Annotated in this window: 25 protein-coding genes; 12 read left to right on the forward strand and 13 right to left on the reverse strand. The window is 43.3% G+C overall.

What is annotated here, in order from left to right:
- The first annotated feature begins 56 nt into the window (after positions 1-56).
- The 8 genes from DP114_RS22140 to ppsA all read left to right on the forward strand — a co-directional run bounded on the left by DP114_RS22140 (position 57) and on the right by ppsA (position 6277).
- A complete protein-coding gene (locus DP114_RS22140; protein ID WP_211178330.1) occupies positions 57-869 on the forward strand; it encodes a helix-turn-helix domain-containing protein in 813 nt (270 codons plus the stop codon).
- 79 nt (positions 870-948) lie between these two features.
- Positions 949-1350, forward strand: coding sequence for a VOC family protein (locus tag DP114_RS22145; RefSeq protein WP_171977146.1), 402 nt, complete (start codon positions 949-951; stop codon positions 1348-1350).
- Complete coding sequence (locus DP114_RS22150; protein WP_171977147.1) at positions 1347-1733, forward strand: DUF6463 family protein; 387 nt, start codon at positions 1347-1349, stop codon at positions 1731-1733. Before DP114_RS22145 ends, DP114_RS22150 begins: the two co-directional genes overlap by 4 nt.
- A gap of 135 nt (positions 1734-1868) precedes the next feature.
- Complete coding sequence (locus DP114_RS36580) at positions 1869-1973, forward strand: GFA family protein (RefSeq protein WP_465251450.1); 105 nt, start codon at positions 1869-1871, stop codon at positions 1971-1973.
- A complete protein-coding gene (locus DP114_RS22155) occupies positions 1945-2253 on the forward strand; it encodes a GFA family protein (protein ID WP_465251444.1) in 309 nt (102 codons plus the stop codon). Before DP114_RS36580 ends, DP114_RS22155 begins: the two co-directional genes overlap by 29 nt.
- 2 nt (positions 2254-2255) lie before the next feature.
- Positions 2256-2771: a GNAT family N-acetyltransferase gene (locus DP114_RS22160; protein WP_171977148.1), complete on the forward strand. Its 516-nt coding sequence runs from the start codon at positions 2256-2258 to the stop codon at positions 2769-2771.
- Between the two features lie 211 nt (positions 2772-2982).
- Positions 2983-3555 (forward strand): dihydrofolate reductase family protein, encoded by a 573-nt coding sequence (locus DP114_RS22165; RefSeq protein WP_171977149.1) that lies wholly within the window; start codon positions 2983-2985, stop codon positions 3553-3555.
- A gap of 103 nt (positions 3556-3658) precedes the next feature.
- Positions 3659-6277 (forward strand): phosphoenolpyruvate synthase, encoded by a 2619-nt coding sequence (ppsA, locus tag DP114_RS22170; protein WP_171977150.1) that lies wholly within the window; start codon positions 3659-3661, stop codon positions 6275-6277.
- 187 nt (positions 6278-6464) lie between these two features.
- Here the strand turns inward: ppsA and DP114_RS22175 are convergent, their stop codons facing one another.
- From DP114_RS22175 to DP114_RS22200, 6 genes are all read right to left on the reverse strand, one after another.
- The gene (locus DP114_RS22175; protein WP_171977151.1) at positions 6465-7238 is read right to left on the reverse strand and encodes an HAD family hydrolase; all 774 of its coding nucleotides are present in this window, start codon (positions 7236-7238) and stop codon (positions 6465-6467) included.
- 407 nt (positions 7239-7645) lie between these two features.
- Positions 7646-8353 carry a DevA family ABC transporter ATP-binding protein gene (locus tag DP114_RS22180; RefSeq protein WP_169263895.1) on the reverse strand — a complete coding sequence of 236 codons (708 nt, stop codon included), beginning with the start codon at positions 8351-8353 and terminating at the stop codon, positions 7646-7648.
- A 50-nt stretch (positions 8354-8403) separates the two neighbouring features.
- Entirely contained in the window at positions 8404-9555 is a 1152-nt protein-coding gene (gene devC / locus DP114_RS22185) for an ABC transporter permease DevC (RefSeq protein WP_171977152.1), read from the reverse strand.
- Positions 9556-9604: 49 nt separating this feature from the next.
- Complete coding sequence (locus tag DP114_RS22190) at positions 9605-11023, reverse strand: HlyD family efflux transporter periplasmic adaptor subunit (protein ID WP_171977153.1); 1419 nt, start codon at positions 11021-11023, stop codon at positions 9605-9607.
- 712 nt (positions 11024-11735) lie between these two features.
- Positions 11736-12509, reverse strand: coding sequence for an SDR family oxidoreductase (locus DP114_RS22195; RefSeq protein WP_169263893.1), 774 nt, complete (start codon positions 12507-12509; stop codon positions 11736-11738).
- 5 nt (positions 12510-12514) lie between these two features.
- A complete protein-coding gene (locus DP114_RS22200) occupies positions 12515-13267 on the reverse strand; it encodes a phycocyanobilin:ferredoxin oxidoreductase (protein WP_169263892.1) in 753 nt (250 codons plus the stop codon).
- A gap of 213 nt (positions 13268-13480) precedes the next feature.
- Between DP114_RS22200 and DP114_RS22205 the strand changes: the two genes are divergently transcribed.
- A complete protein-coding gene (locus tag DP114_RS22205; protein ID WP_169263891.1) occupies positions 13481-13735 on the forward strand; it encodes a hypothetical protein in 255 nt (84 codons plus the stop codon).
- A gap of 65 nt (positions 13736-13800) precedes the next feature.
- Here DP114_RS22205 and DP114_RS22210 read toward each other — a convergent pair whose 3' ends face one another.
- The gene (locus DP114_RS22210; protein ID WP_171977154.1) at positions 13801-14472 is read right to left on the reverse strand and encodes an ABC transporter ATP-binding protein; all 672 of its coding nucleotides are present in this window, start codon (positions 14470-14472) and stop codon (positions 13801-13803) included.
- A gap of 369 nt (positions 14473-14841) precedes the next feature.
- Here DP114_RS22210 and DP114_RS22215 point away from each other — a divergent pair, with 369 nt between their 5' ends.
- From DP114_RS22215 to DP114_RS22225, 3 genes are all read left to right on the forward strand, one after another.
- A complete protein-coding gene (locus DP114_RS22215) occupies positions 14842-15780 on the forward strand; it encodes a Sll0314/Alr1548 family TPR repeat-containing protein (RefSeq protein ID WP_169263889.1) in 939 nt (312 codons plus the stop codon).
- Positions 15781-15950: 170 nt separating this feature from the next.
- A complete protein-coding gene (locus DP114_RS22220) occupies positions 15951-16403 on the forward strand; it encodes a DUF3531 family protein (RefSeq protein ID WP_169263888.1) in 453 nt (150 codons plus the stop codon).
- A gap of 8 nt (positions 16404-16411) precedes the next feature.
- The gene (locus DP114_RS22225) at positions 16412-16873 is read left to right on the forward strand and encodes an NUDIX hydrolase (RefSeq protein ID WP_169263887.1); all 462 of its coding nucleotides are present in this window, start codon (positions 16412-16414) and stop codon (positions 16871-16873) included.
- A 59-nt stretch (positions 16874-16932) separates the two neighbouring features.
- On the opposite strand, the gene DP114_RS22230 is transcribed toward DP114_RS22225, so the two are convergent.
- From DP114_RS22230 to DP114_RS22255, 6 genes are all read right to left on the reverse strand, one after another.
- Positions 16933-18339 (reverse strand): GAF domain-containing SpoIIE family protein phosphatase, encoded by a 1407-nt coding sequence (locus DP114_RS22230; RefSeq protein WP_169263886.1) that lies wholly within the window; start codon positions 18337-18339, stop codon positions 16933-16935.
- 792 nt (positions 18340-19131) lie between these two features.
- On the reverse strand, positions 19132-20790 hold the full coding sequence (gene ftsY / locus DP114_RS22235) for a signal recognition particle-docking protein FtsY (protein ID WP_171977155.1): 1659 nt from the start codon (positions 20788-20790) through the stop codon (positions 19132-19134).
- A gap of 369 nt (positions 20791-21159) precedes the next feature.
- Positions 21160-21810: a transcription antitermination factor NusB gene (gene nusB, locus DP114_RS22240; protein ID WP_169263884.1), complete on the reverse strand. Its 651-nt coding sequence runs from the start codon at positions 21808-21810 to the stop codon at positions 21160-21162.
- Positions 21811-21997: 187 nt separating this feature from the next.
- The gene (locus DP114_RS22245; protein WP_169263883.1) at positions 21998-22771 is read right to left on the reverse strand and encodes a DUF502 domain-containing protein; all 774 of its coding nucleotides are present in this window, start codon (positions 22769-22771) and stop codon (positions 21998-22000) included.
- Positions 22772-23161: 390 nt separating this feature from the next.
- Positions 23162-23413 carry a LysE family translocator gene (locus tag DP114_RS22250; RefSeq protein WP_246162646.1) on the reverse strand — a complete coding sequence of 84 codons (252 nt, stop codon included), beginning with the start codon at positions 23411-23413 and terminating at the stop codon, positions 23162-23164.
- 15 nt (positions 23414-23428) lie between these two features.
- Positions 23429-24910: a dihydrolipoyl dehydrogenase family protein gene (locus DP114_RS22255; RefSeq protein ID WP_171977156.1), complete on the reverse strand. Its 1482-nt coding sequence runs from the start codon at positions 24908-24910 to the stop codon at positions 23429-23431.
- Between the last annotated feature and the right edge of the window lie 84 nt (positions 24911-24994).

Raw genomic sequence — 24994 nt, forward strand, 5'->3', positions numbered from 1 at the left:
GGTAGGAGCAAGTCTGGTCAATACACTGTCAATAGTTAGCCGATGACTAAACAACAATGATTTATCAAACTTATCTCCCGCAATCGCTCCTCTCACAGTTCATAGAATTTTTCTGGATGAGGGAAGGTGAGCATTTATCAGCAGTACAAACCCGCTTGCTGCCAATGGGGATGATGGAATTAGTCATTAATCTCCACGAGGACAGCATTCCACTATTTGATCGTCAGAGTCGAGTTCAACGCGGTAGCACCAATGGTACAATGCTTTGCGGCACACATTCTGAAAATTTTATTGCCCAGGTCGATCGCAAAATATCTGTGATGGGTGTACATTTTAGACCCGGAGGAGGGACTGCATTCTTTGGACTACCTGCTGGTGAACTCCATAATGAAAATATTTCATTGGATGAACTGTGGCAAGGTCATGCCGCAGAATTGCGTGATCGCTTGTTAAAAACGTCCTTGAAAAACCGATTTTCTGTATTAGAACGGTTTTTGATGCAGATGCTGCGCTCGCCTGCTCTCCATCCTGCTGTCGATTTTGCAGTGCAGCAGTTTCAGCGATCCACGCTGCCAACCGTTCGAGCTGTAACCGATCAAATCGGATTTAGTACCCGCCATTTCAACCAACTCTTTCGGGATCAAGTCGGGTTAACGCCAAAGCTGTTTTGTCGCATTCAGCGGTTTCAGCAAGTCCTGAATCTGCTGGCTCTTAAAAACCAAGTTAACTGGATGGATATTGTTTTTACCTGTGGCTATTTCGACCAAGCACACTTGATTCACGAGTTTCGGGCATTCGCGGATTGCACACCAACGGAATATTTATCACGACGAGGCTTTCATCCTTGCCATGTGGAGTTGCCCCATTGAGGTCATTTTTTTACAATTATTGGGTCTAGGGAGTATGTCATGCTCACATAAACTACCCAAGTAGAGTTACCGAAATCTCATGGAAATTACAGCTTCAGCGCTTTCACTCAATGTTGATGATGTGATGGCATCGGCAATGTTCGTCAAGCAACATTTTGGCTTCCATGAAGAAATGTCAGCCGAGGGCTTTATCTCTCTCTCCAGACCAGATGCTGGTTTCAATCTAATCTTTCTTCAAACTGGACTGGCAAGCTTCAAACCTATCCATATGCGAGGACATCGAGCGGACGGTCTGCTTATTGTCTTTGTGGTCGATGACATCGATCAAGAATACATGCGAATCCAAACAGAAGGTGTACCCATTACAACTGCGATCGAGACCGAACCTTGGGGAGAGAGATTCTTTCAGGTGACAGATCCGAATGGTGTCGTCATTCAACTCGTGCAGTGGGTTACTGAAAACACAGGAGAACCAAAATGAAAAAAATCAACGGTCTTGCTCTGATTATGATTGGATTATTGCACAGTGCGATCGCATTAGGAATACCAGGAGCATTGGGATTTAGTGGAATTTGGCAGGAAATAATGGGTATTGGTGTGCTTGATGCTGTCAAATCGAATCAGCTTCGTATCTGGGGATACTACTGGTTCCTTGTGCCAGGATTCTTGATGATTCTTTATGGTTTTCTGTGCCATTGGATTGAAAATCAGTTGAATCTACCATTACCAGCATTTGTAGGTTGGGGACTATTCATAGTTTCCTGTTTTTGCATTCTACTGGATATTGATACGGGGTTCTGGCTGGTGTTGCTCGTTGCAGTGAATGCGATCGCAACATCACGACCTGCAAAAGTGGAAGGATAGCGTGATGGCAGTCATTGAGCATAAGTTAGTAGGTGACAAGGTTAGGTTTTTGGGAGATTAGGAATGAAAGTACCTTTTACGGGTGGTTGTCTGTGTGGAGCTATCCGCGACGAATGTTCGGCAGAGCCAATTGTCATGGGCAATTGCCATTGTCGCGATTGCCAGCGGGCAACTGGTAGCGCATTTGCGGCGGCGCTCCTTGTCCCGCGCAATGCCGTCACAATCGCTCTTCGAAGTTAAATATTACGAGGTTATCGGCGATAGTGGAGCCACAGTCGGTCGGGGATTTTGTCCCAACTGTGGTTCTCGATTGTTTAGCAAACCGCAGAATCCCGAAGTAATGGGCATTCTTGCAGGCAGCCTTGATGAGCCAGGTGAGTTTCAACCTCGGATTGATTTTTATACAGCGAGCGCACAACCGTGGGATTATATGAACCCAGATTTGCCGAAGTTTGCTAAGGTACCGCCACCGGAAACTGTTATAGCAATGCGCGATCGTAAGCGGACGAGGCTTGTGTAGTGATGATTAATCTACGCCCTGCCACCCCTGCTGACTTGAACCTGCTGCAACATTGGGATCAACAACCTCATGTCATTGCCGCAGATCCCAACGATGATTGGTATTGGGAGGTAGAACTGAGTCGCAATCCTGACTGGAGAGAACAACTAATTGCCCAGATCAAGGGTCGTCCCATTGGATTTGTCCAAATTATCGATCCAGCGCGTGAGGAAAGCCGTTATTGGGGCGATGTTGCACCGGATCTTCGTGCCATTGATATCTGGATTGGGGAAGAAACAGATTTGGGCAAAGGCTACGGCACAAGAATGATGCAGCTTGCCCTAGCTCGATGTTTTGCCGACCCGCGTGTGACGACTGTCCTCATCGATCCACTTGCCAGCAATACTCGCGCTCACCGCTTCTATGAACGTCTTGGCTTCCAATTTGTGGAACCACGAAGGTTTGGCGACGATGACTGTTTTGTTTATTGCCTGAACCGAGCAGATTGGCATCCTGAAAACACGATCACATCGCGGTAGCCGCAGCTAGTGAGCGATACCTTCTCCTGTCGGAGACGCTTTGCGTAGCTTGCTTCCCCGCAGGGGTACGCCACACTTCGTGAACGCCGCATAACAACGCCGATGCACACCGACCGTCGAGAGTTGATCGGTTATGATGCAAAGGTGATCTGCGGTGGGTGATGGGCACCGTTAGGCGCTTGAAGTTATATTTAGGAGTTGCATACAACAAATGAAAACTCAGTACTTCACAGCGACAAGTCTTGATGGCTTCATTGCTACTGAGAATGACTCACTAGATTGGCTGTTTCCGCTTGGTGACCTGAATGACTCCAGCTATTCAGAGTTCATTTCAGATGTGGGTGCGTTGGCAATGGGATCAGCAACTTACGAGTGGATGGTACGCAACGCCCAAAAGGTTGCCACTGAGACTGGCTTTGCGTGGCCATACACTCAGCCAGCCTGGATATTCTCTAGTCGCAAGCTTCCAATAATCGAAGGTGCAAACATCCGATTCGTCAATGGAGATGTGCACCACGCCCACGCTGAAATGCGAGCTGCTGCTGGTACCAAAAACATCTGGATAGTTGGAGGCGGAGATCTGGCTGGTCAGTTCTACGATGCTGGTTTACTGGATGAGCTTATCATCCAGGTTGGCTCAGCCACCCTCGGCAAGGGGAAGCCGCTATTCCCTCGCAGAGTGCTAAGCCCAGTTCTGCGCCTAGTGTCTGTTCATCAGATGGGTGCTGGCATGGCTGAGTTGCGCTATGAAGTACACAAAGGCGGTGTGAGTGGAGCCGCCTAACAATTGCAATGCAGCGAACTGTTGAAGATCCTGGTTGTGATGCAGAGGCTGTTTGTCGCCGCTGATTGCAACCGTAGTATGAATTGCTAAAGGAGGGAAACTGATGAGTTCATTTGTGCTTTGTCTTCAAGATGTTGATAAAACAAAACTCACGGTTGTTGGGGGTAAAGGCGCAAACCTGGGGGAGCTTTCCAAGATTGAAGGAATCCGCGTACCGGATGGCTTCTGTATTTCTACTGAAGCTTTTAAAAGAATCATTGGGGAAACGTCGTCGATTAACGAATTACTTGATCAGTTATCGCTTCTAAAGGTGGAAGACCGGCATAAAATCGGTGAACTTAGCGGTGAGATTCGCAGGGTCATTGAAGGGATAGCCATTCCTCAAGACATTAATGAAGAGATCACCCGCCTCCTCTCCAGGCTTGATGAAAAAAACGCCTATGCAGTACGATCCAGCGCAACTGCAGAGGATTTACCAACGGCTTCCTTTGCCGGTCAGCAGGATACATATTTGAACATTATCACAAAGGAGGCAATCCTAAAGCATATCAGCAAGTGCTGGGCATCGCTATTTACCGAGAGGGCAGTAATTTACCGCCTTCAAAACGGCTTCGACCACCGTAAAGTCCACCTGTCTGTGGTTGTTCAGAAGATGGTCTTTCCGCAGGTGGCAGGAATTTTGTTTACTGCCGATCCCGTCACTTCTAATAGGAAGGTGTTATCCATTGATGCCAGCTTCGGACTTGGTGAGGCCATGGTCTCCGGCCTGGTGAATGCTGATATCTATAAAGTGTGTAACGGCAAGGTTATCGATAAGAAGATATCCACCAAGAAGCTGGCTATTTATGCCTTAAAAGATGGCGGTACGAAAGAACAGGAGATTGAGCAACAGAGACAGAACAGGCAAGCGCTGACGGATGAGCAGATTGTACAGCTTGAGCGCATAGGCAGAAAGATCGAAGAACATTTCGGCCGCCCCCAGGACATCGAATGGTGTTTGGTTGATGATACATTTTATATTGTCCAGAGTCGGCCAATCACTACTTTATACCCGATCCCTGAAGCGAATGATCAGGAAAATCACGTTTATGTATCTGTTGGTCATCAACAAATGATGACCGACCCCATGAAGCCATTGGGATTGTCTTTATTCCAGTTAACAGCTGCCCGACCCATGTATAAAGCTGGTGGAAGGTTGTTTGTTGATGTCAGCCAGGATCTGGCTTCTCCTGCCGGAAGAGAGGTTCTAGTAAATGTTCTGGGAAAATCCGATCCGCTCGTAAGAGACGCACTGACGACCATCTTAGAGCGAGGAGATTTTATAACGTCGTCGCCAGACGATGAGACAGAACCGAGTCCCGGTAGTAGTAATAAAGGTATGTCGCCTGCGGCCTTTCAAGTGCAGCTCGAAAACGATCCGACGATCGTTTCTGATTTGATTAAGGACAGCCAAGCATTGATTGAAACGTTAAAGCATGACATCCAGGCGAAGTCAGGCGTGGATCTGATAGACTTTATCCTGGAAGACAGACTGAAGCTAAGGCAGAGTTTATCTTATCCGAAAAGTTTTGGTGCGATTATGACTGGCATGAATGCTGCATCATGGATCAATGAAAAAATGATGGAGTGGTTGGGTGAGAAAAATGTAGCGGACACGCTTTCTCAGTCTGCGCCAAACAATATTACGTCGGAAATGGGGCTGGCGCTGTTGGATGTCGCAGATGCGATTCGTCCGTATCCGGAAGTCATTGAGTATTTGCAGCACGTAAAAGATGACAGCTTTCTGGACGAGCTGGCTAAGTTTGATGGTGGACAAGAAGCCCGAGACGCTATCCGTGCTTATCTTGACAAATACGGAATGCGCTGTGTCGGAGAAATCGATATCACGAAAACCCGTTGGAGCGAAAAACCAACGACACTTGTCCCCATCATTCTCAGTAATATCAAGAATTTCGAGCCCAATGCCAGCAAGCGGAAATTTGAGCAAGGGCACCAGGAAGCTCTGAAAAAAGAACAAGAGCTGTTGGAACGATTGAAGCAATTGCCGGATGGTGAACAAAAAGCCGAAGAAACAAAACAACAGATCAGCCTGCTCCGAAACTTCATCGGCTATCGCGAGTATCCAAAGTACGGCATGGTCAATCGCTACTTCATTTATAAGCAGGCTCTTCTGAAAGAAGCCGAACGACTCGTACAAGCCGACGTTATTCATGAAAAAGAAGATATATACTATCTCACGTTTGAAGAACTTCGCGAAGTTGTACGCACAAATAAACTGGATGACCAGATCATCAGCAAACGAAAAGACGAGTTCAAATTATATGAAAAACTAACTCCCCCACGTGTTATCACGTCTGATGGTGAAATCATTGCAGGTCGGTACAAACGAGAAAATCTCCCTGCCGAAGCTATTATAGGTCTACCTGTTTCCTCCGGAGTTATAGAGGGACGAGCACGTGTCATCTTAAACATGGAAGATGCTGATCTAGAAGATGGAGATATATTAGTCACCTCCTTTACTGACCCTAGCTGGACACCATTGTTTGTATCCATAAAAGGCCTAGTCACCGAAGTTGGTGGACTGATGACCCATGGAGCAGTTATCGCACGTGAATATGGCTTACCAGCAGTTGTCGGAGTAGAAAGTGCTACCAAACTGATCAATGACGGACAGAGAATTCGGGTTAATGGAACGGAAGGCTATGTAGAAATCCTATATTAATATGAGTACGGTCAAAGTACCAAAGCCATCAACTTGCGTAAAATCCACACCACTAATACGGTACAAGTGAGTACGCAAATCAAATTGGGGAGCATTTCCTGGTTGCTTTTTGCCGTGTACCTCACGCTCAATGAAAAGCGCTATATATAGTAGTTATCGTTTGGATACTGCATCCAAACGATAACTACTATAAAATCATTCGCGCCAACTCACAAAAACCCTCTCCTTCAGCAGCCGAAGTCATGTATACAGGGTGATGCTGAAGTTGATTTGCATACTCCAGCACATTTGCCACACCTACAGACAGTGGAAAATAACGGTGATCAAATAAACTTTCATCGTTAGGACTATCGCCAACTGTCACAACTTGTTCTGGAGTATTGTACTCAGGAAAGTATTCTTGCAACACCTGTAATAACCCATTTGCCTTGTCTTGTCCCAGAGGTTTGATGTGACACTGTACGTTACTGTAGGTAAAACCCCAACCCATTTCCTGACATAGATGACTCAGGGTTTTGAGTTCATCTATGCTTAAAGATTGCACATCAAATGTCCAATCAGTCACGCGAAATCGATTATCCGCAGATTCTTGGATCTGGGGACATTGAGTTTGTAATTGTTGAAAAGCCGATGCCAAATTTTGACGATGTGCTATTAAGTCAGGAATGGGTGTTAAAGTAACTGGTTTGTCACTTCCACCCAAGAAAAACAAACCACCGTTTTCAGCGACAGCACCAACAATGGGCAGATAATACGCTAAACCACTTACCCAACCAGCACTCCGTCCGGTAATAATCACCACCTTGATACCAGCAGTTGCTAAATCCTGCAAACTTTGTAATAGTTCGCTGGTAAATTTTCCTTTCCTGGTCAGGGTACCATCCATATCCGTAGCGACCAGACGAACATTGCTAAAGCATTGAGTCGATGAAACCTCAGACAAGGGCAGGAGTCTGTGCATAAAAGTTTAGCAAAAAGCTGTCAAACACTAATTTACAGCAAGATGGCACACGGGCGTCCCCAAACATTCAGGCATTCAAAATTTTTTTAATTTATAATGCGTCAATTCCCCGGAAGGGGGTTGACTAAGAAAGGGGTGTAGGGGTGAAGGGGTGTAAGGGTGTAGGGGAAAACAGAGAATTTTCCAGCGTGGTACACCGCTACCCCGAAACAAACGGGTACAAGCCCCCACTAAATCTTTGATTTAGTGGTCAATAAGATGGTGGTGGATCCAACCCCCCACCAATTACTCTCCCTACAACGCCAGGTGCTATCTCCCAAGGGGAGACGCCAAAGGCGAACAAGTCGGGAAACCCGCCCAACGCACTGGCTCCCCTTACACCCTTACACCCTTACACCCTTACACCCCTAATTATTGACTTTGCCTTGTGAATCACGGGCTAAAAGACCATCTTCCATTTCCACAATCCGATCAGCTATATCTAAAATGCGGTTGTCGTGGGTGACTAACAATATAGATGTTCCTTGCTCTTTCGCAAGGTGCTGCATCAATTGCACAACATCGCGTCCTGATTGCTTGTCTAAAGCAGCTGTAGGTTCATCTGCTAATACTAATGGGGGATTATTCACCAAAGCACGGGCGATCGCAACCCTTTGTTTTTGTCCTCCAGAAAGATTTTCTGGATAGTAATCAATCCGTTCTCCTAAACCCACTGCTTTTAGTATGGTCTCTGATTTAGCAATGGCTTGTTGGTGAGAGACAAATTTATTCAACTCTACCGCCATCTGCACATTTTGCCTAGCAGTTAAAAACTCCAACAAATTATGAGCCTGAAAAATGTAACCAATCTTTCGTCGAATATTAACCAGTTTTTTCTGGCTAGCCTTATACAGTTCTATACCTAAAAATTGTAAACTTCCTTCTTGCACAGACCGCAAACCGCCAATCAAGCTCAGTAATGTTGTCTTACCTGAACCAGATGGCCCAGTCATAATAACAATTTCTCCTGGATAAATGTCCAGATTAATATCATAGAGAATTTGTCTTTTTAATATGCCTTTGCCGTAATAATGATTAATATGTTTTATGGAAATTACTGGTTCTTTATCGAACATAAATATATCTGGAAATATTCTTAGTTTACTTAGTTAATTTTTAGATATTTTTAGAAAATATCAGCAGGGTCAGCAGAACGTAGCTTCCGCATAGCAATAGTGCCAGATATAAAGCACATAATAAAAGTCAAAATGAGTACCATTATGGCTCGTCCAACGCTCATCAAAACAGGTAAGAGTGTGGCATCTCTCGCCCGGTCATACAAAAACATAGTTATAGCAAATCCTGGAATATATCCTAAAATTGCTAAAATCAAAGCTTCTTGTAGGATAACAATTAACAAATAATTTTGTGTATACCCTATTGCTTTTAGGGTTGCATATTCTGCTAAATGATCCGCTACCTCGGTATAAAGTATTTGATAGACAATGACAGTTCCTACTATGAAACCCATAATAGTACCTAAAGTAAAAATAAAACCTATTGCTGTACTACTTTCCCAGTAATATCTCTCATAATTAATAAACTCTTGCTTAGTTAAAACTTTGATATCTCTAGGTAAATAATTTTTCAAATTTTGAGTAACAGTGGTTGCATCTGCTCCTGGTTTTAATCTAATCAGACCGATATCAATTAATCCTTGCTTATGAAGGGGGAACATTCGCAAAAAATTTAAATCACTAGTAATTAAATTACCATCTGCTCCGAAAGAAGCACCTAAAGTAAATAATCCCCCTACTTTCATTCTTCGATTATTGACTTCTGCTGCTACAGTTTTTCCTTGATCAAACTCAGTAGCGATCGGTCCATATTCCTGTCTAGAAGAACGGTCATATAAAACAACATCAGGCAGTTTCAGTTTATCTAAATTTTCATTAACACCAGGTAAATCTAAGACATTGACGGCTGGATTTACTCCAATAACTAGGAGATTACGAGAACGACCCGTGAAAGGATTTTTCCAGGCAGTATAATCTAGATAAATTGGATGCACACTTTGCACTGCCTGTAAATCTAATGCTTTGTATAAACGCCTCTGAGAAAAAGTCTTCATGGAAAGCAAAGCATTAGATTGATTATTGATCAGAACAATGTCAGCTTGTAAACTCGTATGAAAACGAACGTTACTAAAATATAGAGAATCCCGGAAACCAAGCTGCATAAACATTAAAATATCAGCAAAGGCAATTCCAGCCAGAGCTACAGCTAAACGAGTTTTTTCTCGCTTCAGTTGTAACCAAGCTAGAGGAATCTTTGTCATTATCTTTTGTCCTCAGTTGTTAGTTATTAGCGCATGAAGAGTTGAGTTGTCAAAGATTAATTTCAACAACCACCTTGGCGTAAGTTAAGCCTGTCACTTTTTTACTATCTTGTGGAGTCAGGACAATTTTAACTTCTACTACTCTGGCATCAACATCTGCGGCTGGATCTGTATTTAACACATCTTTTTTGCCAATTTGCCTACCAATTTCAGCAACAGTTCCTTGTAATCCTCCGCCAAAAGCTCCATTATCACTGGTTATTACAGCTCGTTGACCTAGGCGCACCTTACTAATACTGTCTTCGGGAACTTCAGCTATGACTACCATCTGATCAGTCCGTCCAATCTCAGCAATACCATTTGTATTGATGCTCTCTCCAGCTTTCGTATGAAGTTTAATAATTTCGCCAGAAATTGGTGCTTTGATATAGCTTAAATTCAATTGAGCTTGTGCTTTCTTTAGTGCAGCGATCGCATTACTAACTTGTGCTTGTGCAACTAGTAAATCAATTGGACGAATATCTTTGAGTCTGTTAAATTTGGCTCTTTCCTCATCAATTTGTTTTTGCAAAGTTGCGAGAATTTTGTTCCTGTTAACTCTAGCTTCAACCAGTTGCTGTTGCAAAGTTGCTATGGTTTTTACTTGATTGGCTCTAGCTTCAGCAAGTTGTTGTCGCAAAGTTGCAACTGTTTGCCTTTGGTTTGCCTGGGCTTCTACAAGTTGCTGAGTCGAAGTTTCTGCGCCTAATTGCCTTCTATCACGTTCCTGCTGAGAAATTGCACCTTCTGCGTATAACATCTGATAGCGTTGAGCATCGACTTCGGCATTACGTTGTTCAGCTCGTATGCGCGAAACCGTAGCTTGGAAAGCATCCCTTTGCCCTTGGACTTGAGCTTGGATACGATTAATTGTTGCTTGTAATACTGTTTTTTCCCCGCCTAACTCTGCTTGCAGGCGATTAATTGCTGCTTGTTGAGCATCTAGTTCCCCACGTAATTGTGCTTCCAAGCGAGCAATAACAGCTCTTTGAGCCTCAATTTCTCTTGGTGAACCTGCTTTGACATTTGCTAAATTGGCACGGGCTTCTTGGACTTTTGCCTTAGCTTCTTCCATTGCGGCTTGGCTACTGGAAAAGTTATCCAAAATAGCAATGATTTGATTTTTTTTAACTTGCTCTCCTTCTTTGACAAAAACTTGTTCTACCCGCGACGTTCCTTGGACTCCCACTGGTGCAGACAGTTTAAAAACTTCCCCTTGAGGTTCCAAACGTCCTAAAGCATTTACACTTGTGATTGGCGCACTGGATACGGGCGGATTCAACTTTTTCACTTGCTCCATTTTGGCTATGCTTAGGACTCCAGTAGCAACTATGACTGGCAAGGTTACAGCAATTAACCACCAAATCTGTGGTTTATCATTCTCAAAAAACTGCTCCCTTACGCTTGAGTTATCACTCACCCTTGACATGATATTGCCCATTAGTTGGAATGTTGCATATACAAACTAAAAAAGCGAGTTAGGCGCAATTGAATTCAGTCAAATAATGAAAAAACCTATCTTCTGCACAGACGCTAAGATCTATGTCCTTTTTGGACACCCTGCGCGATAAGCCGGAGGCTTGACGCTACGCGTATCGCGCAGCGTAACCCTTAGGGCATACCACAAAGCACAGCGAAGCCGTGTCGTATCTTCTACGGAGACGCTGCGATAGCCGTGGCGAAGCGCCATAGACATACCCGTATTAGCCCCACCCGTGCCGCAGGCATAGGGTTTTCCTTAGGATAGGAATAAGAATTTCACGACTAATTCTTGCGTAAGTCCTAACACAGTTACAACAGTTTGGTTTGTCTATCTGAATAGATAGCAAACAAAACTGGGTAACAACTGCATTGTATTTGAGAAAAAAAGTATGATTAACAAGGTAAGTTGATTGGCTTGAGTTAACGGCAGCTCATTTCAACTTAACTCAGAACATCATAGACAAGCTGTTTGAAAATGAAGGTTACATTGAACGATTTTTTGACTCGATTTTGCTTAAGTTAAATGAATTCTACATTTGTAAATTGCTGGAAAACGTAGCAGAACCTACAGTTGAACCTTTAAGACTAAACTTTGTGGGCTATGGTTTGAAATTCTGAAAGTTTTTTTCTCTGACTGGACTATCTATACATTTATGATTTTACTGTCCGCCTCTAGAACGAATAATCTGCCCTGTTATCCATTGTCCTTGCGACGAGGCGAGAAATAACACGATACGTGCGGCGTCTTCTGGTGTACTAACGCGACCAAAAGGTGCCTTGCTCTCAAGCATGGAACGGATTTCGTTGCTCATCCAGCCCGTATCTGTTGGTCCTGGGTCTACAGCATTGACAGTAATGCCTTTGCTTGCCAAGCTAGCACTTAAACTCAAAGTCAGTGCCTCTACTGCTCCTTTGGTAATGGCATATGGTAGGTTTTCAGGCATTGGTGCTAGACTTTGACCAGAAGTTAGATTGATAATTCGTCCTCCTGGTCTTCCATCATGGCGTTTGGCAAACTCGGCGCACAATAGTGTAGTACCGCGCACGTTGACAGCGTAATGAACATCTAGCAATTCAGCTGTCAAAGAGTGGATATCTGCTTGTTGATCATGGACAGCATTATTAACCAGAATATCCACATGCCCAAGAGTTTCCTCAACAAAATCAAACAGGTTTTTGGGTACCAAAGGCTCAGCTAGGTTAGCCTCAAGCCCCGCAGCTTTTACCAGGTGCAATTTCAGTGATTCAACGATTTCTTCCGCCTCAGTGAGTTTACTACCCCAAGGCATCAGCTTGTCGTATGGTCGATAGTAAGTTATGAAAACATTAGCACCAGATGCAGCAAGTGAACGGGCGATCGCTGCACCAATTCCCATGTGTCGGCTGACCCCAGTAACTAAAGCAACCTTACCCGACAAGCCATAATCTATCATTTCTACTAAACCACAGATGATTCACTTGGTATATCAAATAGAACTGTCGTCATATATTGTTCTGCCCAATCTGAACCAAAAGCTTTTTCCAGTACGCGACGGGTTTTATCGTTTTGCTGCTGTTTTGTGCAGTAGTTACGTTGTCCAGCCAGACTTAGGATCGCCTGTTCTGATGGAAGGGGTTGGGATGCCCTGGCTTGCATGCAATGTATTTCTAAAAATTCCCGAGTGCGAGAGAGAAATAGATTTTCTTCTTCGGGAGAACTCAGACGAACGAAGACGCAAAAGTCTGAAAAAATATCTCCCCACTCAGGTAATTCTCGCGGGTGGGAAAAGTTCAATTGAGGGAGTGCAGCCAGTGCAGAAGTATATGATTTTGGGAGAGTGTACTGGGAGTTGACTGGAGAAAGGTCTGCGATCGCCGCACTTATTTGACCCCTAGCCCCAACTAAATCACAACCAAACATTGGCAGTTCATACTCTGGACGGGGAAACATAACGCAATGCAATATATCCAGCATATTTCCTACCTTTGCCAGTTCCAGGTGCATTTTCCGGAACTGGGGTGTTTGGTAGCACTGGTTTTCAATCGTCAGCTTCTCACCTTCTAGCCGACCTTCCACATACCCAAATTCATTAGGCAAATGATAAGGCGATAAGTCCAAGTGCTTATGCCACACTGCTTCTATACAATCTGCTAGTTTACGAATCAGCGGATGTTGTTGCTCGCGCAGTGATGGTAAAGGAGTTGTTGTCATAATCTTATGGGATTTCTAACCGGGTAATGTGATTCAGTTATTAGTCTACCGTTCACAAAGTCTCACCCGAAGTAGCTCGCAACACAACCAAACACTTGCAACTGACAAATGTAAAGTTATAAAACACTCGCTTTTCAAAAATAGGAGTTATTTTGTATTCTTAGTTACAGAAATAATTTTGTCTTAGTCCATTAGCGAAGGCTAAGCAGAGCCATGAAATTAGATTCAAGTAAATCAGATCATGCCATAGAAAGCTCCTGGCACAATCTAAATTGGTTAAACAAGTGCTTCTCCACAGAATCTCCAGAGGATTTCCAGGCTTATAGTTGGGTAAAGCTGTTGGAACTTCCCAACCCCTACAGTTTTGACGAAGCACTGCTACTGTGCCACGTTTCAAGTCAAGAGTGGTTAGCCTGGATTCCAGATCATGGGGAAGCACAATTGCACATCAGTCAATTCAGTCATTAGTCAAGAATTATTCTCCTCCTGCACAAGATCCTCTGCTCGCTTTGTTCCTCATCCCCACTGGTATATTACACTGCTGGTTGAGCTTCTTTCGCTGCACCCAATGTGAGAGGATCAACTGATTTGAGTTCACCGTGATTGAGAGTCCAACAACGGTCTGCTATTGGCAACAAATCCCCTGCGTCGTGTGTCACAACCAGCAGTGTCCAATTTTTTTTCAGTTTCGCTAATAAATTTACCAGTTGCCGACGCATTGACCAATCCAAGCCCGCTGTGGGTTCGTCTAATAATAATAGATGTGGCTGGCGAATCAACTGCACCGCCAAAGCTAAACGCCGCTGCTGACCTCCACTCAAAGCATGAGGTGATGTGCTAAGTGATAAATGCTCTAAACCTACTTCTTCAAGTGCTTGCGTAACTCGCTCTTTACCTAACTCTGGATGTCCCAAGCGCAATTCTTCTAAAATAGTACCGCCGCAAAAATGCCTCTCAGGAAACTGAAACACCAAGCCAGCCAATTGTTGCATCTGCTCAGCGGTCAGTTCTTGTTCGCGCCAAAAGAGTGAACCTGATGTTGGTTCGGCAAGTCCAGACAAAATTTCGAGTAATGTACTTTTACCTGAACCACTCGGTCCAATAATTAAACCCAGTTGTTGGGATGGTAATTCCAAGTTGATTGATTTGAGAATAGCTGTTGGGCAAGCCGTGGGATGATAAATGAGGTTTCTCAGATAGAGCATTTGTTAAGTTTACCAAAAAGTCAGCAACATACCTATTAACTACACTGCCAGCTACTGTAGAATTCCGAAAAATTTACAAGGATTCAAGACGCTGGCAACGTCAATCTTGCAGCAAGAAACATGCTTTTGAGCCAAAGTTACGTGTCACTCGTTAGAATAGAGCCACGCAAACGGCGAAAACCGTCACCCCTACTTCCGTTCATTGTCGCAAAATCACTCTTGAAAAATAGCCAATACACACGCTTGGGAACTTAGAAAAATTACCGAAGTCAAACAGTATACAAAATTCTGGCTCAAACAGATCCACGTTCAGAGAGTGAAAAGTCATCTAAAAAACAAATTAAAGTTGTAAATATACTGACAAAGAAAATGAATGCACGGTTTCCAGGTTTGCAAAAAGTTGTACCCGCCAAATTTTATCGCTCTATTATAGTGGCTTTTTCAGCTACCATTGCACTGAACATCTGGGCAAATCCTTCTTGGGCTGCAGATCCCTTTCGGATGAAAGAGCCTCGTAACATTGGCAACAAAACAGAAGCAGCATTCAAAGCCATTTTCCAACAGGGAAACTATCAAGCAGGAGATCGTTACTTACAAGAAGCATTATCTACAGAGCCAAAGGAACCTTTAGCCTATGCTATGAAAGCATCTTTAGCATATACGAATAAGGATTTGGCGGCACTAGACACTTACAGCAAAAAAACATCAGAAACAGCACAAAATTTAATTTCTAGTGATCCCTTGCGCGGAAATTTGTATGCTGCTGTTGGTTTATTTTTAGAGGGATCTGCGATTATACAACGTGAGGGAACAGTCAAGGGTGCACCACAAGCCCTGACTAGACTACAGCAAGTCTATCAATATTTGGACAAAGCTGAAGCAGTTTCTCCTAACGATCCAGAACTCAATTTGATCAAAGGGTACATGGATTTACTGCTAGCTGTCAATTTGCCCTTTGCTAACCCAGAACAAGCAGTTCAAAAGCTAGAAAAAAATGCAGCCCCCCAGTATTTGGTAGATCGGGGTATCGCTCTTGCTTATCGGGATTTAAAACAGTACTCTCAGGCACTAGACTATGCTAATCGTGCTTTAAAGGTGACAACAGATAACCCAGAGTTGTATTATCTTAAGGCTCAAATTCTTAGGGAAAAAGCGAATAAAGACAAAAACTCGCAACTTATGCAGGAGGCGATTAAGAATTTTGATACAGCCTTAACTAAGAAGTCTCAACTCCCAGATGATGTGACACGACAAATTGAACGTGAACGACGTAAGGCTGCGGAAAATCTGAGTACTTTTGGTAAGTAGGAGATGAGGTGACAAGAAGAGGAAGGGAGGAAGGGAGTTATTTCTGGGCCTGTAACCGAAGCACTTTTCTTGCTTTCCCACTTCTCGATTAGGAAAGCACACTTTTTGTACCTTCTACTCTTTTACAATTAGATTTGAAAAAAGTGATCTAAATTTAGTCTTTCAACAAAATGCAGGTACTATTTCGCGAAATTAACCCTTTTGATTTATGGATTTGGTTGGAGTTCAGCACGATTCCTTCTCAACAAGAAAAACAATATGTAGAAGAGGTTTTCAATTCCTGGTTTTATTTGGGTAAATTGGGTGCATTTAATGCCGAAAATCTCCAGGTACAGGAAACTGGACTAGAACTGAGCTACATGAATTACGACTCACAAGGATATGATAAAAGTTTGCTGGCGCTGATGCACAATATGGGTGAGTTTGAGTATGAGGGGACATGGGCGCGTTGCTGGTTTGACTTGGGAACTTCTGATGCGATCGCTCTCGATCTTATCATTAACGCCCTTAAGCAGCTCAGTGAGGAATATGTCACCATTGAGCAATTGTACATCGGCGGCGAAAATGAAGATTGGCCCATTGAAGAGAGCGAAAGCCGTCCTTCATTTATTTACGATAACTAGCAACGAAAATGCATAAGCCAGGGGAAATTCGTATCATCGCTTTGGGACTGATTCGCGATGCTCAGTATGCCAAGCTGGGCAAAGGCATACGTATCTTCGTATCTGTTGGCTACGATCCAGTCAAGCAACAAACTTTTTACCGCGCAATGGGTGGTGGAGTTGAGTTTGGTGAAACAAGTAAAGATGCTCTCAAACGAGAATTCCAAGAAGAGATCCAAGCAGAATTAACAAATATTCGTTACTTGGGTTGTTTGGAAAACATCTTCACTTTCAATGGTCAACCAGGTCACGAAATTATTCAACTTTTTGAAAGCGACTTTGTTGATGCCAAATTTTATGAAACTGAAAAGTTAGTTTTTTCTGAAGGTGAGCGACAAAAAACTGCTTTGTGGGTAGATATAAACCGTTTCCAGTCAAAAGAGTTGAGGTTAGTGCCTGAGCAGTTTTTAGATTATTTGTCAAGTAGTTAGATACGAGATTTGGCTTTTAGCCCACGGTTGTTAAGCGCCAGCTTGCTAACAACTAACGACTAACTATTAATTTGCAGCACAACTAATGTCATATCATCGGTGTTTTGCTTATCGGCACCGATGAATTGTTGCACTTGGTCAAACAGGTAATCTAGTATTTCCTGGGGTCCATTACAAATTCTACAAGCGTAGTTAAATATCGTAATCAGGTTTTCTTCATCATAGCGATCGCCACTTGCTGCTGCTGCATCAGTCAAGCCATCTGTGTAGTAAAGAATGATATCTCCAAACTCTAATTCTACTTGGGCATCTTCGTACTGGCTATTGGCATCTAAACCAATCAGCATTCCAAAAGTATCTAGACGCGTGATTGTTCTGGTTGTTGCATGCCACCATAGAGGAGGATTGTGCGCTGCATTGCTGTAGGACAAAATCCGGCTTTGAGGGTTATATTCTGAGTAAAATAGAGTGATAAATCGGTGAGAATTTTCCAAATCCGCGTACATGACTTGATTCAAGTTTTGCAGAATTCGTTGAGGAGAATGACCGTGTAGCACTTCTCCCCGCAGCATTCCCCGCATCATGGTCATAATCAGTCCGGCTGGAACTCCTTTGCCCATCACATCACCAATCACCAAACCCCAACGACCATCTGCATCTAAACTCTCTTTGTTATTTAGTTGAATTTGGTTGTGTTTTGTGGGGATAAAGTCGTAATAGTCTCCGCCAACACGATTAGCAGGTTTACACCGTGCGGCAATAGCAACACCTGGAATTGTAGGGCACTGACGTGGCAGAAGCCGCCTTTGAATTTCTGCACCAATTTCTAGTTCTTGATCTAGGCGTTCTTTTTTCCTGAGTTCCACAGCAAGTTCATCATTTTCTATTGCGACTGCGGTTTGATCTGCCACTAGGCGAACTAACTTTTGTCTGGTTTCTGTCCAAGTATATTCTGGATCGCGGCTTAAGACATAGAGCCATCCCCGTTCTGTATGCTTAACCAGAATAGCTGTACCAAAAACTTGTATACCTGGTCCTAAGCTACGGTGCATATAATCATCCAAAATACCCGACATTATTGCTAAAGGCTGGGTATTGTTGGGTATACATAGGATTTGACTGGTTGCTGTTTCTAGTGCCTTGCGGATATTCTTACGCTGGTGACTATCTTGCCAATGTAACTGCTCTAATCTGACTTGACCATTCGGTTTGTATACAAATAAGGCGCTACCATCTGCATCAGTGACTCTTGTTGCCATCAACGGAATCAGTTCCAAGAACTGATTCAAATTATTGAAGCTTCGTAGAGCAAATCCCAAAGAACTGAGTAAATCTTGAATTTTTTTTTGTTCTCGGTGTAACCGTGCCACGAGTTCTTTGAGTGCCACAACTGGTGTGACCTCCGTTATCGGGGTACGACTGTTACTATCAGTAGGTTGAGACGGTGGTTGAGGCACAGTTACCATTGTGATTTACATCAGCAAGGATTAGATTCCTTTAATACTTTCTTGTTTTAAGAGCTAAACCATCTTGTGACAAGATTATCGGTTTAGCAAGAGTAGAAAAACGTAGAGTGGAAATTTTAAAAGTCTTTCATATTTCATGTGCTTCTTTAACTTAATATTTCAATTTAGAGTTAAGTCTTTTTCGCAAAAAACGATTCGCCAAAACAGTTTTCTGTAGCATATGTGTAATAGGGGTTTAATTTTATCAATTTTTATTCATTTGGTCATACCTCTTTAGACATAAACATTTTATTGAGAAAAGTTAACCATTACGTTTCAAAAAATCTACTTGTGTTTCACTGTCTAAGGCATCTATTAGCTGATAAACATTGAAACCGAAAGCCTAGAGGCTCCTATCCGTAGACACGGGCAGTTTCCTCAAGTCGGAGAACCGTTGTTTAACTATTGCTCTTCAAATCTTTAATTTACCACTAGAGAATATTTAAAAACTCTAAGTCAGGAAACTTTGACAAAAAAAGATCTCAAAAATAATATGGTTCGGACAAGCTTACAGGCACGCATCGTGTGGCGATACGAACAAAGCCTGCGGAGGCAGGCTTGATGTGTGTGTCCGTAAACTCCGCAGTCTGAGGGGTACTTACGCCGACTTTGTTAACTACCCCTTCCAGGTACAAAATTACCTATCTTTTCCTTGATGTTCTTGGCGACTATGTCCTGTAGACACCCTTTGCCCTTGGCGTTGTCAATAGATAATCTTTGGATCGTGACAGGAGTGGTCTAAAACCATTGAGGCTAACCATTCAAAAGTGCTTCCACAAACTCGTAGCTAGAAAAAGGACGCAAGTCTTCAATTCCTTCTCCAGCACCGATAAAGCGAATAGGTAAGCCTAACTGCTGCACAACGGCAAGAGCAACCCCTCCTTTGGCAGTGCTATCAAGCTTAGTCAAAACAACACCACTCAGTTGTGCCGCTTGAGAAAAGATTTCAGCTTGGCGTAATCCATTTTGACCTAGAGTTGCATCTAAAACCAAAAGGGACTCTATTTTAGCATTGGGGGCTTTTTTATCAATGATGCGGCGGATTTTACTGAGTTCGTCCATCAAATTTTTCTTATTTTGTAGTCGTCCTGCGGTATCCACCAAAAGTAATTCTGTTTCTCGTGCTGTAGCAGCAGAGATGGCGTCAAACACAACTGCTGCGGGATCTGCATTTTTAGCAGGATTGAAAATGACTTGCACACCACTTCTTTGTCCCCAAATCTTGACCTGTTCTACGGCTGCGGCCCGGAAGGTATCTGCTGCACCAATCAAGCATTTATAGCCGGATTTCTGGGCAAGGTGGGCAATTTTACCGATGGTGGTCGTTTTACCAGCGCCATTAACCCCAGTGATTAACCAAACATTGAGAGTTTCTTTTTCTGGGACAAAGATTGGCTTGTGAGATTTTTTCACTGGTGCATCCAGCATATCTCGCAAGATTTTTTTGAGGTAGGCGATCGCCTCCTCTGCTGGCAGAACTTCTTGACGAAGCTTGTTCTGTAAAGTAGTGATGATGTAATCTGTTGCTTCGACACCAACATCAGCTTGCAAAAGCAATGCCTCAATCTCCGTCACTGCTGCTTGGTTGAGTGGTCCCTGCCCAACAATTGACTTGAGTTGATTAACGATGTTACGACGAGTTTTGTCTAAGCCTTGGCGCAGCTTTTTCAACCAACTGATTTCTTCAAAAGAAATATCTTCAGGACGTCTACCTTGTGCAGCAAGAACTTCTGTTGACCACAAGAACCCTTCATCAAAATCAAATCCAGTGATTTCTTCTGTACCTTGTGCAGTAGTTGTTTGGGCTCTTGGCTGTACCACCTCTGGTTTTGTCACTTCAATGGCGGTGGCTATCAATCTTTCCTGCTTTGCTTGTCGTTCTGCCGCTGCCCTTTCTAAAAATGATAAAGTTGTGGGTGCTGTTGGCTGAGTGACTTCTTGTCTTGTCGGTGGTTCGGTGGCTTCTGGTAAAGCGACACTTTCTGTTGTCACACTTTCAGCATCTGGTTCTTCGGCAATTTCTGCTACCGCTGGCGCTGTGCTGAGTTCCTCTGTACCTTCTGGTTCTTCTGGCGTGGTTTCAGTCGCAGTCACATCAGCTTCTTCTGAGGACTGTATTTCTTCTACTGGTTGTGGTCGTGCCGTTTCTGTTTGTGCTGGTGGTACTACGTCGGCTGTGACCTCAGTTACAGGAGTTTCTGCTGGTTCGGTTTGTTGCCTTTGCTGAATATTCTTGTATGCTGCTTTGGCGTAAGCCAGCAGATCCGTGGCTACTTCGGGTGCAGTTTCTGCTGTTGACGTTTCGGCGCTTTGGGGTTCAGGTTGTTTTGCAGCAGGGGTTTGTTCCTGTTTCTGTTGCGAGGGAGTAGCAGAAGGCTCGTTATGTTGACGGCGGAACCAATTGAAGACCATTGCAGATAACGTGTTATGAAACTATAAGCTTTTATCTAAATTTTGACACTTCCGCTTCTCATAACAACAGGATTCTTTAGGAAGGATGTAATCATGTTCGACATGACTACATTACCAAAAAAGAACTCAGAACACAGTTATCAGAACTCAGCAATATTAAACTTTCATGGGTTGGTCGGTGTAACGAGGATTTTATAAGGCTCACTAATTTTTTGATCCAATGCGATCAGCCAAATGTATTCTTCATGGAGAACAAAATTTGTTCCTTGTTAAATCCCTGGCATGCGCAGGTTGCAACGCTACGCTTTTTATTTATGCGTATATTCTGTGTTCTGTGTTCTGTGTTCTTCTTAACGATAAAGCTTTTGGCTACGGACTCGTTGGTACCTTTTTTTGCTCAGTTACTCGGCGCAGAACACCATTAATAAATCGATGGCTCTCTTCTTCACTGTATCGTTTAGTAAGCTCTACAGCTTCGTTAATTGCGATACTGTCGGGAACTTGAAGATACTTCATTTCTGCTACAGCGATTCGGAGTATATCTCGGTCAATGTGGGCAAGGCGAGTTACTTGCCAATCTACTAAAGCAGTGGAAATTTCCTCGTCTATGGTGTTTCGGTTTTCACTGACAGCAATGATAATCTCTTTAGCGTACTCGCGGACTTCTTTATCTTGATTAGCCAGTTGAATGAGTTCAGGAAATTCGATAGTCGCAGCTAACTTGTTGATGGCTGTTTGCGTGTATACAACAGCTTCTTTGAGCATTGTTCTAGCAGTATTTAGGTCACTGGCGCGTGTTTGGCTACTCAGAAGCCGATCATTACTGCGTTGCAGTTCGCCTGCAGCATTGTCTAGAGTATCTTGGACTTCGGATCGCAGCGTACGTACTGCTGCTAGGACTAACTTTGATACCAGTTGTTCTGGTGGTATCTTGTCTAATTTCTTTGGGTTGATTGGCAGTTGGCTGAGGCTTAAAAGAGCCAATTCACGAGAAATTTGACGAGGTTTACGCTCTTGCATAAAAGTGAGTTAGGGAGAAGGGGATAAAGGGAGTCGGGGAGTGAGGGAGTGAGGGAGTGAGGGAGAATAATTTTTAACTAATAGAACTCTCCAAAAATGATTTTTAGTGCAAGCGCGGGGTATTGGTTTCATAGCCATTTTTGGAGAGGTCTAATGACTAATAACTAGTGACTAATGACTACTGATTTTAAGTTTCTTCGAGAGGAAGAATCTGCCGCTTTGCTTCTTTGGGTGGCATTTCTAGTTTGCGTTCTTTGGGGATAGCCAAGGTCGTCGGGGAGGTATTGGGAGCAACAATGCCACCGGAGACTATGATTTTAAATGCATCTTCAATTGATAATGACAGGTTGACGACTTCCTCTTCTGGAACAACTGCATACCATCCAGTGGCGGGATTGGGAGTTGTTGGGATGAAAACGCTCAATACTGGGCAAGACATCTGAGTTTGGATTTCGCTGCTGATCATACCTGTTACGAAGGCGATCGCCCACATTCCCCGTCGAGGGTATTCTACTAAAACAACACGGCGAAATTTGCCATTGCTGTCTTTTAAGAGTGTTTCTAAAAGTTGCTTGAGAGCTTTGTAAACCTGTCCTGCAAAGGGAATTGCCTGTAATAGCCGCTCACCCACATTTAGCAACCACTGCCCCGCAATATTCCGAGCCATCAAGCCAATCAGCAGTATACTCAGCAGTGGCACCATCAGTCCCACCAAGAGATTCAGTAGATTGACCAAAATGGGATGCATTCCACCAAACGGATTCAGTTGTTTGGGAATCTGGGTGAGAAAGTTGACGACCCAAGTTGCAACAGTTATTGTAAGCCAAATGGTAGTTGCCAGGGGAATCACAACCAACAACCCAGCAATGAGGTCATTTTTGAGATCCTGTTTCCAGCGATTGATTGCCAAGCCCCTATTCTCCTTTTTTAGGCAAGTGGAACTTCTTTTATTGGTACTCATTCCAGTAGATTAGTCAAATGGGGAGGACAGTTTTTTGCTGTTTAGAGTGGTGGTTTTAACCGCTTCTACTTTTTGCTTAATGGGCAAAATCCCATTAATTACTGTCCATGAGGGTGCTTAGGTAAACTTATGTCACCAAAATATTGGTTTTTTACGCCAAATCCAGCCATTTTTCTACTTAATGCAGATAGAAGTATATAAACCAGCGTAGCGGTTGGCTACTCTAAAACTTATTACTTTCTTTTTAAGAGTTGTAAACGATTGTTGCAGCTATTTTAACGTATTATTAATACTACTGTGGTGGATAAAACGCTGCTAAACCAATTAATCGTGTCTTTAGCAAGTGCCAGACGCAGAGCGAAGAAAATGAGAACTGCGCCCATAATTCGCTCAAACCAATCTGAAATTGACAAAAATCGACGTTTGATTGCCGCTACCGATTAACCAGCAGATGACATGAATGAGGTCGCCAGCAGTTACTCCCAACGCTGTGTAGATTCCGGCTTGTCTGGAATGAGCTAGGCTATTGCGGAGTGTTAAGACAAAGTTTGGTCTAGGACTCATAATCACTAAACACCCAGCTGTAAAGATAGTCAACCAATCGCCTAAAAATTGCATCATATTGATTTGCATATAGTTCATTAGCTCTATTAAAGTTTAGAAATTCCAATTCCGTCGGAATTGAAAAAAGCTTTCCAGACAGTCTTGCCAAGCAATGTTGCCATTTAATTTTTGCTGTTTCCACGTCTGTATAATTTGCTCAAAAATCTCTGAGAAACTGGGACACAGAGGAGCTAAATCAGCTAGACTATTGACTTTTCTTGTTTGGGCGATCGCCATTGCAATAACATTAATTAACTCTGTTGCTTGTGCACCTAAAATCGAAGCTCCTAAAATTTCACCATTACGTAAGACAATGAGTTTACAGAGACCCGTGGTTTCGTCTTGGATTTGGGCAGCAAAGAGTGTTTTAAAAAACTGTTGTAAAACCATAACTTCATCAGGACTGTATTGGTGTTTAGCTTGCGCCTCTGTTAAACCGACTTGTGCAAACATCGGGTTAGTAAAGACTGCCCAAGGAATATGCCGATAATTAACTTTCAACCTCGGGAAAAAGAGCGCATTTTGCAGAGCTATTCTTGCTTCGTAATTAGCTATATTGGCGAGTTCAAAGCCACCAATAACATCACCACAAGCCCAGATACGCGGATTTGTCGTTTGTAGTTTTTCATTCACCAGTAAACGACGCTGATTCCATTTCACATCTACCGCAGCTAAATTTAAGGATTGTATATTTGGCTGTTGTGCAGTTGCTACTACGATTTCATCAGTTTCAATTGCCTTATCTCCCACTTGAAGCCATTTTTTATCCTCAATTCTTCTCACGTGAGTGATTGACGTTTTAATAAAGACGCGTACACCTTCTGCTTCTAACAAACTACAAAGCAATTGAGCCATTTCTGAGTCAATATTAGGAACAAGATTGGGATGTTCGATAATCAGCGTCACATCGTAACCAAATCGCGCCAAAGTTTGAGCGAGTTCGATGCTTTGGGGAACACCACCAAGAATGACCCACTGTTTAGGCGATGTAGAACTGCTCAGAGATTGCCAAACTTGAGGTATTGTCAGAAAACCAGTTTTTTGCAATCCTTCAATTTCTGGAATTGCTGGGCTTGAACCCGTTGCAAGTAAATAAGTGCGTGCGTGTAGTAAGCGAGTATCAACGGCAAATGAAAGATGGGGCGACGATTGAAATTGACCATTACCTACGATAACATCCACGCCTTGGGCAGCCAGAACGGCAAGTGAATTCTGCTCTTGGAGATTGGAAACAATGCTATGAGCATACAGCATTGTCTGAGGCGTATCTACAGAAATTTTGCATTTTTCTAGAGTACTAGCACACGAGGTATGAAACCCAAATAGTGCTGCGTCACCTATTTGCTTGCTAAGGTTACTGGTGTGGTTTAGAGCATGGTGATAAATAAACTCTAATGGTGCGTTAACTTTGGTAAATGCACCGTTTGTTATTGGTTCTACCAAGGCAACCTTGGCTCTTAGTTGAGAAGCAGTAAGGGCAGCGTAGCGTCCCGCTAAACTGCCGCCAATAATCACTACATCGTAGTCAATAGTCACGTGATTTGTCCCTAGTCCTTTGTCAATTGTCCTACCTTTATCCGAAGCTTTATGCCTGCGGCACGGGTTTGGCTTTCTTTTTAA

The sequence above is a fragment of the Brasilonema sennae CENA114 genome (assembly GCF_006968745.1).
Taxonomy (GTDB): domain Bacteria; phylum Cyanobacteriota; class Cyanobacteriia; order Cyanobacteriales; family Nostocaceae; genus Brasilonema; species Brasilonema sennae.

Coding starts and splice junctions, on each gene's coding strand:
- DP114_RS22165 (WP_171977149.1), top strand. CDS start 2,983: ATGAAAACTCAGTACTTCACAGCGACAAGTCTTGATGGCTTCATTGCT.
- DP114_RS22145 (WP_171977146.1), top strand. CDS start 949: ATGGAAATTACAGCTTCAGCGCTTTCACTCAATGTTGATGATGTGATG.
- ftsY (WP_171977155.1), bottom strand. CDS start 20,790: ATGGTCTTCAATTGGTTCCGCCGTCAACATAACGAGCCTTCTGCTACT.
- nusB (WP_169263884.1), bottom strand. CDS start 21,810: ATGCAAGAGCGTAAACCTCGTCAAATTTCTCGTGAATTGGCTCTTTTA.
- DP114_RS22230 (WP_169263886.1), bottom strand. CDS start 18,339: ATGGTAACTGTGCCTCAACCACCGTCTCAACCTACTGATAGTAACAGT.
- DP114_RS22215 (WP_169263889.1), top strand. CDS start 14,842: ATGAATGCACGGTTTCCAGGTTTGCAAAAAGTTGTACCCGCCAAATTT.
- DP114_RS22220 (WP_169263888.1), top strand. CDS start 15,951: ATGCAGGTACTATTTCGCGAAATTAACCCTTTTGATTTATGGATTTGG.
- DP114_RS22205 (WP_169263891.1), top strand. CDS start 13,481: ATGAAATTAGATTCAAGTAAATCAGATCATGCCATAGAAAGCTCCTGG.
- DP114_RS22150 (WP_171977147.1), top strand. CDS start 1,347: ATGAAAAAAATCAACGGTCTTGCTCTGATTATGATTGGATTATTGCAC.
- DP114_RS22190 (WP_171977153.1), bottom strand. CDS start 11,023: ATGTCAAGGGTGAGTGATAACTCAAGCGTAAGGGAGCAGTTTTTTGAG.
- DP114_RS36580 (WP_465251450.1), top strand. CDS start 1,869: ATGGGCAATTGCCATTGTCGCGATTGCCAGCGGGCAACTGGTAGCGCA.
- DP114_RS22225 (WP_169263887.1), top strand. CDS start 16,412: ATGCATAAGCCAGGGGAAATTCGTATCATCGCTTTGGGACTGATTCGC.
- ppsA (WP_171977150.1), top strand. CDS start 3,659: ATGAGTTCATTTGTGCTTTGTCTTCAAGATGTTGATAAAACAAAACTC.
- DP114_RS22140 (WP_211178330.1), top strand. CDS start 57: ATGATTTATCAAACTTATCTCCCGCAATCGCTCCTCTCACAGTTCATA.
- DP114_RS22200 (WP_169263892.1), bottom strand. CDS start 13,267: ATGACAACAACTCCTTTACCATCACTGCGCGAGCAACAACATCCGCTG.
- DP114_RS22160 (WP_171977148.1), top strand. CDS start 2,256: ATGATTAATCTACGCCCTGCCACCCCTGCTGACTTGAACCTGCTGCAA.
- devC (WP_171977152.1), bottom strand. CDS start 9,555: ATGACAAAGATTCCTCTAGCTTGGTTACAACTGAAGCGAGAAAAAACT.
- DP114_RS22180 (WP_169263895.1), bottom strand. CDS start 8,353: ATGTTCGATAAAGAACCAGTAATTTCCATAAAACATATTAATCATTAT.
- DP114_RS22250 (WP_246162646.1), bottom strand. CDS start 23,413: ATGAACTATATGCAAATCAATATGATGCAATTTTTAGGCGATTGGTTG.
- DP114_RS22245 (WP_169263883.1), bottom strand. CDS start 22,771: ATGAGTACCAATAAAAGAAGTTCCACTTGCCTAAAAAAGGAGAATAGG.
- DP114_RS22175 (WP_171977151.1), bottom strand. CDS start 7,238: ATGCACAGACTCCTGCCCTTGTCTGAGGTTTCATCGACTCAATGCTTT.
- DP114_RS22210 (WP_171977154.1), bottom strand. CDS start 14,472: ATGCTCTATCTGAGAAACCTCATTTATCATCCCACGGCTTGCCCAACA.
- DP114_RS22195 (WP_169263893.1), bottom strand. CDS start 12,509: ATGATAGATTATGGCTTGTCGGGTAAGGTTGCTTTAGTTACTGGGGTC.
- DP114_RS22155 (WP_465251444.1), top strand. CDS start 1,945: ATGCCGTCACAATCGCTCTTCGAAGTTAAATATTACGAGGTTATCGGC.